Genomic DNA, 15,322 nt, shown 5'->3' on the forward strand with positions numbered 1-15,322 from the left:
CTTTAAAAAGTTAGAGGCAGTCCCGATGGACCACCCCTAAACAGGCTGACATAGTGCCGCCTAAAACATAAATTTATAAAAATAAATTAACAAGTGATTGGTTATTAACACAGAATCTCTAATCCAGATCTCAAACCTTGCAAGCAACCTTCGAGCGTAGTTTTTTTGATAAATTGTTTTTAAGCGAAACGCTTACAAACGTTTTCCCTGAATCCGGAATGCATTCAAAATTGCCAGCAGCGCCACCCCGACATCGGCGAATACCGCTTCCCAAAGCGTAGCAATTCCCCCGGCGCCAAGTATCATGACGAGGATTTTAATACCCATAGCCAGGCCAATGTTTTGATAAACAATCGATTTGGTTATTTTTCCTGCTTTGATTGCCGAAACGATTTTCGAAGGCTGGTCGTTCTGGATCACGATATCCGCGGTTTCAATGGCTGCATCAGAGCCCAGTCCTCCCATGGCCATCCCCACATCCGCCAGCGCGATCACAGGTGCGTCATTAACACCGTCACCGACAAATACAATTTTCTTACCCTGATCTTTTAATTCCTGGACAATTCTCACCTTATCCTCGGGCAGCAAATCACCGTAACTTTTGTCGATCGAAAGTTGGGCAGCAACGGCAGCAGTCACGGCCTGTTTGTCTCCTGAAAGCATGATGGTTTCGATGCCCAGCGCTTTCAGGTCTTTTATCGTTTGTGTCGAATCTTCTTTGATTTCATCTGCGATGGTGAGATACCCGGCATACTGGTTATCCACAGCTACGAGAACAATCGTTTCGATAATTTTTTCCAGTGTTTCGGGATAGAGGACTGAAAACTTCTGCATCAGTTTGGCATTGCCGGCAAGTACTATTTTGCTTTCGACTACTCCTTTTAGTCCTAATCCTGCATATTCTACCACATCCACAGGTTTTACCAGTAAGCTGTGATCCGTATATTGCACAACGGCTTTGGCTACCGGGTGGGTGGAATAACTTTCCAGAGAAGCCGCAAAAGTCAGGAACTGCTCACGGTCAAGATTTGTCTCAACTTTTTGCACCTTAAAAACGCCTTTGGTTAGCGTCCCTGTTTTATCAGAAACAACCGTATTGATATTGGTAACAACGTCCAGAAAATTGGAGCCTTTTACCAGAATTCCGTTTCTTGAGGCGAGTCCAATACCGCCAAAATATCCCAGCGGAATCGAAATTGTCAGCGCACAGGGACAGGCAATCACCAGAAAGACCATACCACGGTATAGCCATTGCTGGAAGTCGTAATTTTGGACGAAGAAATAGGGGATAAGGATGATGAGCAGTGCCAGACCAAAGACAATTGGGGTGTATATTTTTGCTAACCGGCTGACTAGTAGTTGTGTAGGGGCCTTTCTTGCTGTGGCTTCCTGAACCATCTCCAATATACGTGATAGCTTGGAGTCTTTGAAGAGTGACTTAACCTCAATTTCGACGGTTTTTTCGTCATTGATCATACCGGCCAAAATCGATTCGTCCCTGGTTTTGACACTTGGTTTTGACTCACCCGTAAGCGCAGCGGTGTTAAATGTCCCGGAATCCGAAACCATAATGCCATCCAAAGCCACCTTTTCACCGGCTTTGACCAGTATCCTTTCACCGGGTAACACGTCCAGGGGAGAAACGACAATATTTTTGTGATCGCGGATTACCGTGACTGCCTCGGGGCGAATGTCTAAAAGTGCTTTAATGGAACGTTTCGATTTGCTGACAGCCAGATCCTGAATCAATTCGCCAATTTCGTAAAAGATCATCACGGCAACACCTTCGCTGAATTCACCGATGTAGAAAGCACCAAAAGTGGCAATCGTCATTAAGGTAAATTCATTAAACAAATCCCCGCGACCAATACGTTGAAAAGCCCTGATCACCGTTTTGTAGCCTGCCAGAAGATAGGCGGAAAGCATAAGTGCAATTTCCACATAACGATTGATCTCAATATGCAGGACAAAGCTGCTTATCAGAAAAACCGCCAGTATGAGCAAGCTTAGCCATAAAGTCCAGCGACTTTGAAGTAATCCGGTTTGATCACCTCCGTGGTCGTGATCATGGTCGTGCTCATGATCACCATGGTCATGGCTATGGCTGGAAGCATGTTTATGCGTATGGTTGTGGGGTGCAGCAACGTCGGAACCGCAGCAGCTGTCTCCCTCTTGGACGGGTTTAAGATTACTTTCGTTTTTCATGTGCAGGATTAAAAATCGGAATGATTTAAATGTCAATCTGATTTTTAGTTTAATGTTGATAACTTCAATTGGTTAACGCCTGACAAAGATAACGGGTAAATGCGTGCAACAGGGTTACATGTGCTGAAAATCAAGTAGTTGCACTATTGTTGCAATGTTTTTCTGCGCCTGAAATTGGCTTTAAAAATTTAATGCAGAGCGGGTTAAACTTGCCGACGGATTGTTGACCTCGCTGATTTTTTTTTAAAAGCAGTTTTTCAGATTGTTCAATTCAATACATTTCAGCAACGAGTGCTCCGAGTTTTTTCAGACTTTTATCAATCGTTTCATCGTAAGGTGCGCCAAAACTGATCCTTATGTAATGGGTAAAACGGCCGTCGGTGCTGAAAATCTGCCCGGGCGCTATACTAACCTTTTCTTTGATAGCTTTTTCGAATAGCACAAACGCGTCAATTTTCGGGTTCATTTCAATCCATAAAACATAACCTCCCTGCGGTCTGCTCACTTTGGTGTCTTTGGGGAAATAATCGGAAACGGCCTGGGTGTAACGAAGGCATTGTGTGTGCAGGGCTTTTCTAAGCTTGCGCATGTGCAGATCATAGCGTCCGGTTTCAAAAAAGAGAGCAATCGCCGCTTGTGTGGGTGTTGCCGAAGAAACCGTGTGATTCAGTTTCAGACTGATCACCTTGTCGATAAACTTGCCCGGAATGCACCAGCCCACACGATATCCCGGCGCCAGCGTTTTGGATACCGACGAACATAACATCACCAATCCTTCCTTATCATAACTTTTACAGGTTTTCGGACGGTTTTTGCCAAAATACATTTCGCCGTAAATGTCGTCTTCGATCAGCGGAATCTGCTGTTTTGCTAACAGTTCGACCAGTTGTTTTTTTCGCTGATCGGGCATCAGACCGCCAGCGGGGTTGCAGAAATTGGGTACAAACAGGCAGGCTTTTACCGGAATCGTTTCCAGCGCTTTTTCAAGATACGCAATATTAATACCCGTTTCCGGCTCGGCTGGGATTTCCAGCACTTTTAATCCCAGACTTTTCATCACGTTAAAAATTCCAAAATACGTCGGACTCTCAATCGCGACCGTATCGCCGGGTTCTGTCACCGCCTGCAAACAAAATATCAGCGCCTCCATGCACCCCTGCGTCGTCACAACGTCGTCCTCCCTGATATTCCCATTCCAGTTAAAGGCGTGCTTCGCGATCTGTTTTCTCAGGATCGGGTTGCCCTGGATTTCTTCATAACCGGTACAGCTGTTCGGACTCCGCCGTATCGCTTCCATCATCGCTTTATTGAGTTTGGCTTCTGGTATCAGTGCTCCCGAAGGCGTAGCTCTCGACAACTTTACGATTCCCTCCTGGTTGATGGACTTGTAGACAACCCTTAACATGTCATCGACACTTGCCTTAACAGGAACAAAATCAGATTTAAGCGCTTGCGGTGTCTTTGGATATTGAGAAGGACTGAAACGGACGAAATACCCGGATTTGGGCCGTGCTTCGATCAGCCCTTTGTTTTCAAGTTCGATATAAGCTTTGTAGGCCGTACTGATGCTGATGCCCTGTTCTTTACTCAGCGCACGCAGCGATAACAGTTTGTCTCCCGTTTTTAGTATATTGTTTTCAATCTGGTTTTCAAGCCGTTCTGCAACGACGGTGTAAAGAAAATCCTCTTTGGTAAATGTATCCTGCATGGGTTCTTGAATTTCAGTATAGCAGAGTAAAGTTATCTGTTATGCTGATAATTTAAAAAAGTGAATCTGTTTTTAAACTAAAAAATGCAGAATTTTTGCAAAATCATTTATCACCGGTTTTGAAGGATATCACATGAATTCACATTTTAAAGCTTATGCAGCACTGGTCTTGGTTTGTTTTTTCTGGGGAACAACCTATTTGGTCGCCAGGATCGGCGTGGCTGGTTTTCCGGCTTTTATGTTTATGGGGATCAGAAATACAACAGCCGGAAGTTTACTTTTGGGTTTTCTGTTTCTAACCAGACAGCGGGCGCAATTGAACTGGCGCGATGCTGGTTTACAGGTGGTGCCTGGTTTATGCATGATCACGTTTGGGACCGGCATTGTTGGCTGGTCAGTGAAGTTTATCCCAAGCGGACTGGCGGCCCTGATCTGTTCGATGATACCTATTTTCACGATTATCCTGAATCTAACGTTTAAAAAGAACGAAAGGGTCAACGGGCAGATTTTGGGGGGTATGCTGCTCGGTTTTTGCGGTGTAGCCCTGATTTTTGGTGATAATCTGGAATTTGTTCACGATGCCAATGGGCTGAAAGGCATTATCGTCGCGCTGGTTTCCTGTATTTTCTGGTGTCTTGGCGGCATGTATACCCAAACGTACCGGTCGGGGTCGGACGCTTTTTTCAATGCCGGCGTACAAATGTTAACGGGTGGTTTAGGACTTTTGGGGTTAAGTATCCTGAATGAAGATTGGCATAATATTCCTGAAATGAATAACACCTCTTTTCTGGCATTGCTTTACCTGATTATTTTCGGCTCAATTCTGGCTTTTGCTTCTTATCTGTACGCGATGTCGAAACTGCCGGCCGGGCTGGTTTCAGTGTATGCCTATATCAATCCTTTGGTAGCCATTTTACTTGGATTTATTATTTTAAATGAAAAGTTAACCTGGTTTACAGCAGCAGCGTTTATTGTGACCATGGGCGGCGTTTTTCTGGTGAAATCCGGTTACGTTTTACAACAACGAAAATTACAAAAAGAACTATAAAAATGGAGATTTCAGTATTCGATTTTCTTTATACACGGGACCTGAAAAAGTTAAAAAACGAGACCATGGCCTATACATCGGAGGATTCACTTTGGGTGAAAATTCCGGGGACAATCAATTCCGGCGGTAATATCTGCCAGCATCTGATCGGGAATTTGAGGACTTATATCGGACTGCCTATTGGCGGGTATCCCTATGTCCGGGACCGGGATGCAGAATTTTCGGCAAGGCTTTTTTCACAGGAAGAATTGGTAAACGAATTGGATGTATTATTGGAAATCATTCCCGATTCGATCCGGCAGTTGTCTGACGGTAGATTGTCGGATGAATATCCGCACGATATTTTGACGATCAACGCAACTTACGCATTTGGCTATGCACCTTGCCTGGCACACGGGACAGATTAATTATCACCGCAGAATTGTAAATGCTGGGTGAGCAATAATAAATTATCAACGCTAAATAGAACTGTTATGGTCAACGCCAAAGAATTTTCAGAGGAATGGATTAGCGCCTGGAATAGTCAGGAAATCGACAAAATCATGAAACATTATGCCGAAGATATCGAGTTTTATTCGCCCGTCATTCAGAATCTGGGTGTGAATCAGGAAGGTGTTTTAAAAAACAAGACCGAATTGAGAAGTTATTTCGAAAAGGCGTTGGCGCTGTATCCCGATTTGTTTTTCGACCTGCATGAGGTGTTGTCGGGGACAAATTCCGTGATTTGTATTACACAAGCATCAATAAAAAAAAGTCGGCCGAGTTCATGCAGTTTGATGAGGCAGGAAAAATAAATTTTGTAAGAGCGCATTATAATTAGGGGAATGAACGACGCATTAAAAACGGATCTGGATGATATTGCTTTAATCCTGGAAGAAATCAAAAGAAGCAGCGTTGACTATCTGAATGAAATTAATGAAATCCCGACCACGCGGATTGATCAGCAAGTGGAGCCCGCCACGCTGCATGAAGCCGGGCTTGGTACATCTAAAACACTGGCATTATTCAACGATAATCGCAGGAAATTAATGGTGTCAAGCGCAGGGCCGCGTTATTGGGGATTCGTGGTAGGCGGGGTTACTCCCGCGGCCCTGGCTGGTGACTGGCTAACGCCGGTTTTTGACCAAAATACGCAGAGCACACAGGGCAACGGCGACATCTCGGCGATTGTAGAGTTAGAAACGATTCGTCTGATGGCGCAGCTGTTAGGACTTCCTGATACTTTCCACGGTGGATTTGTAACGGGCGCAACGATGTCGAATTTCTCATGTCTGGCGGTGGGGCGGCAATGGGCGGGTATGCAGTTGGGTAAAGATATTGCAAGAGACGGCATGGACAAGGAAATTGTCGTTTTAGCCGCCACGCCGCATTCTTCGGTGATTAAATCGTTGTCAATGCTGGGTTTTGGCAGTAATAACATCGTTGCAGTCAATAACCTTTCGGGACGTGAAGCCATTGATCTGTATGACTTGGAACAAAAACTGATCGATCTGCAAGGTAGATCAGTCATTTTGAATTGTAGTGCCGGCACGGTGAATACGGTTGATTTTGATGATCTGGCTGCCATTTCGTCGCTGAAAAAGAAGTATAAATTCTGGATGCACGTGGATGCGGCTTTTGGCGGTTTTGCTGCCTGTTCTGAACATTATAAACATTTGGTGTCGGGCTGGGAATTTGCCGACAGTATTACAATCGATTGCCATAAGTGGATGAATCTTCCGTACGACAGCGCCGTTTTTCTCGTGCAAAAGGCGCATCAGAAGTTGCAGGTGCAAACTTTCCAGAATTCGAACGCGCCTTATCTGGGAAATCCGGATGAAAATTTTTCATACCTGAACTTCCTCCCTGAAAATTCTAGAAGATTTCGGGCATTGCCCGCCTGGTTCAGTCTGATGGCTTACGGTAAAGCCGGTTTCAGATGGATTGTCGAAAACAATATCGATTGTGCGCAGCAATTTGGCCGTTATCTGGCTGACAGCGCTGAATTTGAACTGACTGCGCCGGTGCGTTTAAATGTCGTTTGTTTCAGGTTAAACGAGAAAGAGAAAACAGCCCGATTTTTAGATGTTTACAATAAACGCGGAAAGGTATTTATGACAGCCACGGTTTTAAACGGCGAAATGTGTATCCGTACCGCTTTTGTAAATTACAGGACATCTGATAAAGATATTGCCATTCGGGAACTGGAAGAAACTTTAAAACTGCTGTAACCCTTTATTGGATTTTGGTAAAATATCCGTGAACATCGCAACGCTTTTTTGTAATTTAGTGTCTGTTAAGAAAGACCTTCAAAAAAGTAACACACATGCTAAGACGTTCTTCGATATTACTGCTCATTTTTTGTTCCCAGCTGGTGCATTGCCGGCAGGCGAAGTCGTATGTCAGAACGCATGAGCTTCCCAATTACGATAAAAACAGTATTAATCACATTCTTTTTCTGGATTTTCAAATCACACGGGAGAAAGAAAACGGGGCAGTAAAAGCGGAACTTATCAACGCCATTGCGGGAAACGGAAAAATGAAAGATTTGGGATCGGGCAGGGGTCATCCCGATCAGATCAAAGCGGTTCATTATTTCAGTGATCGGAGAACGCCGGTAGAAATGTTTTATGAGCACCCGTTATCTAGAACGGTCGAGGTTTTTAGTCAGGATGGTAACTTAGGTAAAAGCACGCATACGGCCCGCCAGGGAACTCTTTCCATCCGTTTTCAGGAGGATCAGGCCCGGGAGAAAATAGAATTGTACAGCGTTACTCCTGATCAGGGAGCAGTGAAAATTTATAGCCTGCTGGTAAAAAAATGAAGACATCTTTTACCGCAATAACAGCTTTGTTGCTTGTAAGCATTGGCGCATTGGCTCAGAAATTTCCTGTGGATACCATTTACAAAGCCGGGTCAATTGACAACCGGGTCAATATCGTGATCCTCGGTGACGGTTTTACGCAGGGGGAGCTCCCCAAGTTTTTAAATGAATCGAAAAAATTTGCGGATTTCTTCCTGAGTTATTCTCCGTATAATCGTTACAGGAATTATTTCAATATTTTTTCAATCGGTACGCCGTCGAAGGAAAGTGGAATCACCAATCCGGGAACCGCTTTCGATGCTTATTCCGACCAGCCGGTGGAAGCGAAAGATACTTATTTTGGTGCGTCATTCGGGAACAGTGTGCATCGTTTGGTAACCATTAGCAATTACACCGTATTATCAAATTTACTTGCCGTGAATTTACCTTCCTATGATCTCGTCGTGGTGTTGGTCAATTCTCCCTGGTATGGCGGTTCGGGCGGCTCTTTTGCGGTGCATACCTTACATGAACAGGCCAATAAAATCGGTGTTCATGAAATAGGACATACCTTAACGCATTTGAATGATGAGTACTGGGCAGGTTCGGGATACGGCTGGGAAGCGCCCAATATGACTGCCAATAGCAATATCGCTACGATAAAATGGAGAAACTGGCTTAACACTCCCGACATCGGTGTATTCAGGCATGGTAATGGTGAAGCGTCAAACTGGTATAAACCAACAGCTACGAATTGCCTGATGGAGGTATTGCATAGGGAATTTTGTAAGGTTTGCAGGGAAGCTACCGCAGAGAGGATTTTGGAGTTGGTCAATCCTGTGGAGCAGTTTAGCCCGGACAATGCAGAAGCGGTGGTGATGCATGAAAAAGGCATGTCTTTTGCGGTCAGGTTATTGGCACCGGTCCCAAATTCGTTGATGGTCGAATGGAGCCTGGGCGGGAAGCCGCTTGACGTAAAAACGGATCATGTCGATATTCCTTCTGCTGCATTAACGACCCGGATTACGGATTTAACGGCTTCGATATTTGATTCAACTTTGATCAGCAGGCAGGACGACAGGAAGGTCAGGCGGACGAAAACGGTTACATGGAAACTGGAACGAAAAGATATTCCGATGAATTTTCATATCGTTGCCGCAAAGGATACGCTTTGCGCAGGTGAAAGTACCACCCTTACGGCGCAGGGCTGTTTGGGTACATTAAACTGGTCAACTGGGGAAAGTACTCAGGTTATTACGGCCACGCCGGGATTGTCCACTGATTTTACGGTCAGCTGTTATGAGCGCGGGACGGATAATATACATCCCGCCGGGATCACGATCGTTGTAAGTCCGCTGCCCATCGTTTCAGCTTCAAATACCGGACCGTATTTCAAAGGTGCGCAGATAGAGCTGAAAGCCAACGCTACGGACAGTTATGATTGGACGGGACCGGATAATTTTAAATCGGTTTTACAAAACCCGGTTATTAAAAACGCCGACACGGTTAATCGGGGAATTTATACCGTGACCACAAGAAATTGGGCCGGTTGCGTGGCGTCAGCGTCTACCCAGGTCATTATTGACGCGCTGCCGGTTGCCGACAATGATCTGCATAGTTCCGTTCAGGTATTTCCCAATCCGGCAAAGGGGCGTATTTTTATTAAAGTAAAGCCAACAGGACCGTCAAATTTTATCTTGTATGATGTGGCAGGAAGGGAGTTGCTGAGGAAGACTTTTGTGCAGGCAACAGAAATTAACCTGCACAAATTGGAGTCAGGCATTTATGTATACAGTCTGTCGAACGGGAAAAATGAAACTGCTGGAAAACTATTGCTGGAATAAGTTTCCAGCAATAGTGATGGGTTTATCAGCCTACCAGTGACTTGGGTTTTCGTCCTACTTTCGTCTTGTTACGGATCTTGTCCGGACGTGGGCGGATTTCTGCTGAGTCGAAGTAGCGGGTAAGCGCTTCGAGAATAATGTCTTTCTGCGTCAATCCCTCCCAATAACCGTAGTCCTTCATTTTTTCCAGAAGAACATAGTCACAGTCAAATGTGACTTTAGTGGGAGCGGAATTACTTTCAGTTAGTGATGAATTTACTTCAAAATCGTCGTTGATGTCAGAGACAATGGGAAGAGGTGCAAAATCAAATTTCCTGTCCTTTGCCATATTTTAATTGTTTATACGTTCAAGAATTTCCTTGGTTAACTTATAATAATCTTCGGCTCCGTTGCTGCTTGGGGCATAGTCGAAGATATTAGTTCCGCCCGCCTGCGCTTCAGACAAAGCAATATTGTCACGAATATAGCTATTCATAAATACGTCACCAAGTTGCTCCTTCGTGGCGCTGATAAGTTCGTGACTGATTTTCTTTCTGATTTTTGGATTATACCGTGTTGCAAACACGCCGCCAAGGTTTGTTGTCGGGCTGATTTTTTTTATCTCGGCTGAATAAACCAGGAAGTTGCGGAGCCCTTCATAACTTAAAAATTCTGCCTGAAGCGGAACATAATACTGATGACAGGAAACCAGCGCCATTCGGGTGTTCCCGTTCAGTGCAGGAGGGCAGTCGATGATCACAAAGTCATAACGATCCTTAACCTTTTCCAGTGCTATTTTTAAATTGAACGGAAATATCGGAGCAGATTTGATGGTATCTTCCTTGTGGCTCATTTCAGCCGATCCCGGTAAGATATCTACTTCGCCTACTTTGTTCACGATCTCGTCAAAAGTGTATTCGCCGGTAATAAATGAACCGCTGTCTTTTTTTAAACCACTGTGTGTAATCCCAAAACTTTTTGTCAAACTGGCCTGCGCGTCCAGGTCAATGACCAACACACGGGCATTAGCAAATTTAGCAAGACCCGCTGCAATACTCTGTGCGGAAGTCGTCTTTCCAACACCACCTTTGTTGTTAACAATACTGATGATTTTCATTTAAAAGTATTATATGTATTAAAAGTTAAGAATTAATGATTTGTTTTCTCTGTAAATAAAGGTAAAATATTGATAGAACTAATCATTATAAATAAAAAGTCTTTAAAGTTTTAAATAATTAAAAAGTATAAAAAATATAATAAGTAACAAATGTATTTTCGATTATTGATTTGTAGTTTACTGATAAATAGTCAATTATGATTTTGTTTGTATTGGCTAAAAACAAAAAACACCTCCGAAGTGAAGGTGTTTTAAGGAAAATATTTTTCAGAAATTAGCTCTTTGCGTTTTGCCAGTACCACTTTCTCATGATCCTGACAAAAAGTAAGGTGACAAGAATCCGGATAAGTTGTACAGACATTTTGATTAATGCATTCATACGATCACAATCTTAGCTTATACCGTTTCCCTGGTTTCTGGCACAGCAGTTACAACAGCAACTGGTTTGGTCAGGATATATTTATGCAGGTTATACATTAAAAAAATGGTAAGGAAAACGGCAAGCACCACAACATTTCCCAAAGTGTCGTAGTTGTCAAGGTATCCCGAACTTGTTTCTTTGACGATAAGTCCGGCAATAATGGAGGCAACTCCACCGGCAATTTGCTGCACGGATGCATTGACACCCATGAACCCGCCGCGATCCCTCGGTTCAGGAACAGCCGTCATCAGGGCGCTGGCAGAAATCATTCGTCCCGTTATACCTACAAACAATAATACATTCAGGATCATGATTGCCCAAAGCGGGGTAACGCCAAGATTGCAATAAATGAGGGTCATGATCGACGTGATGACGGAACCAGCGATGAACATTTTAAACTTCCCGATCTGATCGCTGAGTTTTCCCAGCATAGGACTTGTAAACAGCATGCAAACGCCAGTGACCATGTACAGATAGGGTAACTGGGTGATATCGATACCGAGGTTGTGTACACCATAAGCACTGCCGAAGGGCATCAGCATAAAACCGCCTGTTGCCAGGAGGGTCGTTGCCGCAAAGGCTTTCAGGTAGTTTGGATTGGAGAATATTGCTTTTAAATGCTGAAAAGCATTGGCCTTGTTTTGCAGCTTTAAGTGTGCGTCGATCGGTTTCATGTACATGAAAATGACAACCGCAACGACAATGCTCAGTCCCACAATCATCTGAAACGGTGCGTGCCAGTTATACAAATTGGCCAGGAATAATCCGAGCGGAATGCCAAAAACCTGACTGCTGGCAAGAGCCATCTGTACAAATCCCATCACGCGCCCGCGAAACTGGATGGCAAATAAATCGGTGATAATGGCGAAACTGATCGAGCTCATAACCCCGCCAAAGATACCGGTGACGACTCGGGCCATAAGCAAAAATTCATAGTCGGGCGCGATACCGCAGAGCAAGGTGCCGAAAATGAAACCTGCGTAAAAGAAAAGCAGTATCTTCTTTCTGTCGAACTTGTCGGCGAATCCGGCTGCCAGTAATCCGGCGGCGCCGGCACTGAACGCATAAGCGGAAACGACCAGAGCAAACTGCGCGGTTGTGATGGAAAGTTCTTTCAACAGAATGGCTCCCAAAGGCGAGAGAACCATGAAATCCAAAATAACGGTAAATTGAACTATTGCAAGAATGGCAATAATGAATTTTTGGTAACCTGTAAATGTGTTTGGCGAAGTTTCTGGCATACATCTGATTTTAGAATATTTAATCAATAAGTTCTTCGCAATGGAATCCCTGGGTTGTAAGAATTGCTATCACGTGATCCGTGTGTGGGACATGCGATTCAACCCGAAGTACATTATCTATATCTGTTAGGTCGACATTCCATTTTATGATCATGCTTTCGGCATTTAAAACCGGTTCGATTCGTTTCATATCCCTGAAATGAAGATTTGTTTTAAATACAAGCACATGTTTATTATCCTGATATTGCGTTTCCATGACTGATGAGTTTAAAAATTAATGAAGATTATTAACGTTTAACCGGACGACGTATGAGGAGGCATATTACTTTAAACAAGTTGATAATATTCAGGGTTTTAGTGCTTTTAGTACCAATGACAGCGCCTGGTCGATTCTTTCCTCGTTGAATACAAACGGTGCCCTGCCCGGCATACTCGTTTTGGAAATGTGAAATTTGACCAGCTGATATAGCGGAGCAAAAGCAATGGACCAATAGATTTCAACAGGCAGCGGGATCAGTTCTTTTCTTTCAATCGCCGTATGGACAAACGTGGACATGGCATCTAAAAACCTTCGATCCATCACGGAGCGGTCGATCAATGGTGAATGTTTGACCTGTTCCATGAAAGTCATGCTGTAAGGATTTTTCAGGCAATACTGTAATCTGTTGCGCCACTGAACTTTCAAACCAATATCAAAATGACTTTCGGGATCAAAGTTTACCAAAGTAGCTTCCGCCATCTTCTTCGTTTCCTCGGTATACAATGACTGGATTAAATCTTCCCTGTCTTTGAAATAAATGTATATCGTGGCTACCGACACGCCTGATGCCTTGGCAAGCTTGTGCATGCTCAGGCCATCAAAGCCCTGATGGACAATCATTTCAATCGCTTTTTCTCTGATTATTATCTCCTTATTGATGTCTCTTTTTCTCATAGTGGATACAAATATAAATGAACGTTCGTTCTTTTATAAAATATATCGAAAATATTTTTGCACCGGGCCGAAAGCGATCCAATGCACCATAAAAGAGTTGGAAGAAAAAGCCTAGTAAGTCACCAGCTGTTTAAGGTGGTGTTCAAGATGGGTAACGTAGTCGTGAATGTAAAAATGCAGCGGGAATTTTCGTCCGTCACCGCCGACACCCTTTAATCGCAGATTTTCCTCTGGAATAAATTTAATACATTCTGCAAGATGGCGATTATAGGATGTCCAGAACCTGATGAGATGGTCGGTATCCATATCCTTGTAGTGACTTAGGTCGACCCATTGGTTCTGATTGTAGAAAATAATGGGTTCGTTTTCGTATTGAATCCTGATGAAACGCTGGTGATTGTTGGCGGCACTATCGATCAGGTGGCCAAGAATTTGTTTTTTATTCCACTTTTCGGGAGAAGGTTGAAATACAAACTCAGACTCTGAAATTTTTTCCAGGCGTGGAGGAATGATGTCACATAAATGGCGAAGCCTTTCGAGTGATTCCGTTACGATGATCATTGTGTGATATTCGTTATAATGAAATTTTCGACGACTTTTTTATTGTAACCTTTATATCCGCCCTGGAAATCCCGTCCGGCTATGGCTATGAAATCAGCCATGCGCTGGGAATTAAGCTGCGATAAAAGCGATTCGTATTCGCCGTCGTATTTGATGAAATAACCCGAATAGACGGTGCAGTCTGGATTGTCATACAATACAAAATTCGGGAAACGGTTCATAGGCGAGAAAATGATCTTTCTGCCAAATGACGAATCCAGCCCCTGTGCGCGACCAAAAGCGTACCAGCCAACCGGGTTTATTTTTCCATTGTCCCGTTTCAAAAGTTCTGACTTTACACTTTTCAGATACCTGTACGCGTTTGGATATTTAGCACTGAGTTCTTTTTCAGGGATGATTTTGTGTTTCCCGGATTCATCTTTTTCATAGGGGAAAAGGATGTATTCGGTAATTGGATCTGTGGATTTTTTTAATTTTGACCCCTTGACAACCGGTTTCAAAATACTCTTTTCAAGCTTGCTGACTATTCCTTTTTTGCTTAATGCGTCCACATGCTTACCGTTTTCTCCGAGAATTTTGAAAAGGAACAAATTGTCGGAGAGTGTCGTAATCCCTACGGAAATCTGGCATAGTTCGCCAAGGACAATACCATCGGGCACCGAAGTTTTGGAAATCGATAAGTGCCATTGCCCGTCCGCTTCGAGTTCAGAAAACGGAATGTCCCTGCCCCCGTACTGGAACTCATAATCGCTGAGTTCATAGTGAAACGTGTTTGATGGCTGCTTTCCAAATAGGGTTATAGCGGCATAAGTGCCGGTATTTCCAAAAATACGTACCGAACGATAATTGGTAATCCGGACCAGATTCTTGTTCTCGACAAAATAAGTGCGCAGCGGTTTTCCGGCCTCTGAACTGAGAAAGGAATTGGGTGTTATAAGTCCGCATATGCCGTTTTTAGCTAGCAAACAACCTGCGAGCTGGAAAAATGCGACATAGGCATCCGTAGAACCGGAAAAGCAAAAGGAATATTTTTTCTGAACAAAATGGCGCTGGGACGCGGGAAGGTTCTGTATCCTGATGTAAGGCGGGTTTCCGATAATGAGATCAAACCTTTCATCGCTATCTATTTGTTCGAGCGCGTCCAGGTGGCGGAGCTGCCAGTTTATTTCCAGTCCGTACGGCGAAACCAGCTCGTTGAGATTATGCCTGCAAAAATTTATGGCCTGTTCGTCAATATCCCAGCCATTTATATTTTCAAGATTTTGTTTTAAATCTTCGGGTGCGGAATTGTCGATAATGTATTGGGCGATCGCGATCAGGAAACGGCCATCGCCGCACGCCGGATCCAAAATCGTCTGTCTACCGAAATCCATTTGATGAAAACCGGTGTCTTGCAGGATTTTTTCTACAATATGGAGCGGCGTGTATACCTGTCCGAGTAATTTTTTTTTGTCGTAAGTGCGGGTTTGAGATGCCATTAAC

At 43.9% G+C, this 15,322-nt stretch carries 15 protein-coding genes; 6 read left to right on the forward strand and 9 right to left on the reverse strand.

Annotated elements, in window-relative coordinates:
* Positions 1–192: 192 nt before the first annotated feature.
* Both RB622_RS23680 and RB622_RS23685 read right to left on the reverse strand, forming a co-directional pair.
* Positions 193–2,205, reverse strand: a complete 2,013-nt coding sequence (locus tag RB622_RS23680; protein ID WP_308049196.1) for a heavy metal translocating P-type ATPase — start codon at positions 2,203–2,205, stop codon at positions 193–195.
* Positions 2,206–2,476: 271 nt separating this feature from the next.
* On the reverse strand, positions 2,477–3,913 hold the full coding sequence (locus RB622_RS23685) for a PLP-dependent aminotransferase family protein (protein WP_308049197.1): 1,437 nt from the start codon (positions 3,911–3,913) through the stop codon (positions 2,477–2,479).
* Positions 3,914–4,046: 133 nt separating this feature from the next.
* Here RB622_RS23685 and RB622_RS23690 point away from each other — a divergent pair, with 133 nt between their 5' ends.
* From RB622_RS23690 to RB622_RS23715, 6 genes are all read left to right on the forward strand, one after another.
* Complete coding sequence (locus RB622_RS23690; protein ID WP_308049198.1) at positions 4,047–4,961, forward strand: EamA family transporter; 915 nt, start codon at positions 4,047–4,049, stop codon at positions 4,959–4,961.
* Positions 4,962–4,963: 2 nt separating this feature from the next.
* Positions 4,964–5,368: a DUF1572 family protein gene (locus RB622_RS23695; protein WP_308049199.1), complete on the forward strand. Its 405-nt coding sequence runs from the start codon at positions 4,964–4,966 to the stop codon at positions 5,366–5,368.
* Positions 5,369–5,434: 66 nt separating this feature from the next.
* Positions 5,435–5,755 carry a nuclear transport factor 2 family protein gene (locus RB622_RS23700; RefSeq protein WP_308049200.1) on the forward strand — a complete coding sequence of 107 codons (321 nt, stop codon included), beginning with the start codon at positions 5,435–5,437 and terminating at the stop codon, positions 5,753–5,755.
* Between the two features lie 30 nt (positions 5,756–5,785).
* Positions 5,786–7,171 (forward strand): pyridoxal-dependent decarboxylase, encoded by a 1,386-nt coding sequence (locus RB622_RS23705; RefSeq protein WP_308049201.1) that lies wholly within the window; start codon positions 5,786–5,788, stop codon positions 7,169–7,171.
* A gap of 95 nt (positions 7,172–7,266) precedes the next feature.
* On the forward strand, positions 7,267–7,764 hold the full coding sequence (locus RB622_RS23710; protein ID WP_308049202.1) for a hypothetical protein: 498 nt from the start codon (positions 7,267–7,269) through the stop codon (positions 7,762–7,764).
* Complete coding sequence (locus RB622_RS23715; RefSeq protein ID WP_308049203.1) at positions 7,761–9,587, forward strand: M64 family metallopeptidase; 1,827 nt, start codon at positions 7,761–7,763, stop codon at positions 9,585–9,587. Before RB622_RS23710 ends, RB622_RS23715 begins: the two co-directional genes overlap by 4 nt.
* A 25-nt stretch (positions 9,588–9,612) precedes the next feature.
* Here the strand turns inward: RB622_RS23715 and RB622_RS23720 are convergent, their stop codons facing one another.
* The 7 genes from RB622_RS23720 to RB622_RS23750 all read right to left on the reverse strand — a co-directional run bounded on the left by RB622_RS23720 (position 9,613) and on the right by RB622_RS23750 (position 15,318).
* Positions 9,613–9,915 carry a hypothetical protein gene (locus tag RB622_RS23720; RefSeq protein ID WP_308049204.1) on the reverse strand — a complete coding sequence of 101 codons (303 nt, stop codon included), beginning with the start codon at positions 9,913–9,915 and terminating at the stop codon, positions 9,613–9,615.
* A 3-nt stretch (positions 9,916–9,918) separates the two neighbouring features.
* A complete protein-coding gene (locus RB622_RS23725) occupies positions 9,919–10,683 on the reverse strand; it encodes a ParA family protein (protein ID WP_308049205.1) in 765 nt (254 codons plus the stop codon).
* 396 nt (positions 10,684–11,079) lie between these two features.
* Positions 11,080–12,345, reverse strand: coding sequence for an MFS transporter (locus RB622_RS23730; protein ID WP_308049206.1), 1,266 nt, complete (start codon positions 12,343–12,345; stop codon positions 11,080–11,082).
* A gap of 19 nt (positions 12,346–12,364) precedes the next feature.
* On the reverse strand, positions 12,365–12,601 hold the full coding sequence (locus RB622_RS23735) for a hypothetical protein (RefSeq protein ID WP_308049207.1): 237 nt from the start codon (positions 12,599–12,601) through the stop codon (positions 12,365–12,367).
* A gap of 90 nt (positions 12,602–12,691) precedes the next feature.
* Positions 12,692–13,279, reverse strand: a complete 588-nt coding sequence (locus RB622_RS23740) for a helix-turn-helix domain-containing protein (RefSeq protein WP_308049208.1) — start codon at positions 13,277–13,279, stop codon at positions 12,692–12,694.
* Between the two features lie 111 nt (positions 13,280–13,390).
* Complete coding sequence (locus tag RB622_RS23745) at positions 13,391–13,840, reverse strand: DinB family protein (protein WP_308049209.1); 450 nt, start codon at positions 13,838–13,840, stop codon at positions 13,391–13,393.
* Positions 13,837–15,318 (reverse strand): Eco57I restriction-modification methylase domain-containing protein, encoded by a 1,482-nt coding sequence (locus RB622_RS23750; protein ID WP_308049210.1) that lies wholly within the window; start codon positions 15,316–15,318, stop codon positions 13,837–13,839. Before RB622_RS23750 ends, RB622_RS23745 begins: the two co-directional genes overlap by 4 nt.
* Positions 15,319–15,322 lie beyond the last annotated feature (4 nt).

The organism is Dyadobacter sp. LHD-138 (genome assembly GCF_030929615.1).
GTDB lineage: Bacteria > Bacteroidota > Bacteroidia > Cytophagales > Spirosomataceae > Dyadobacter.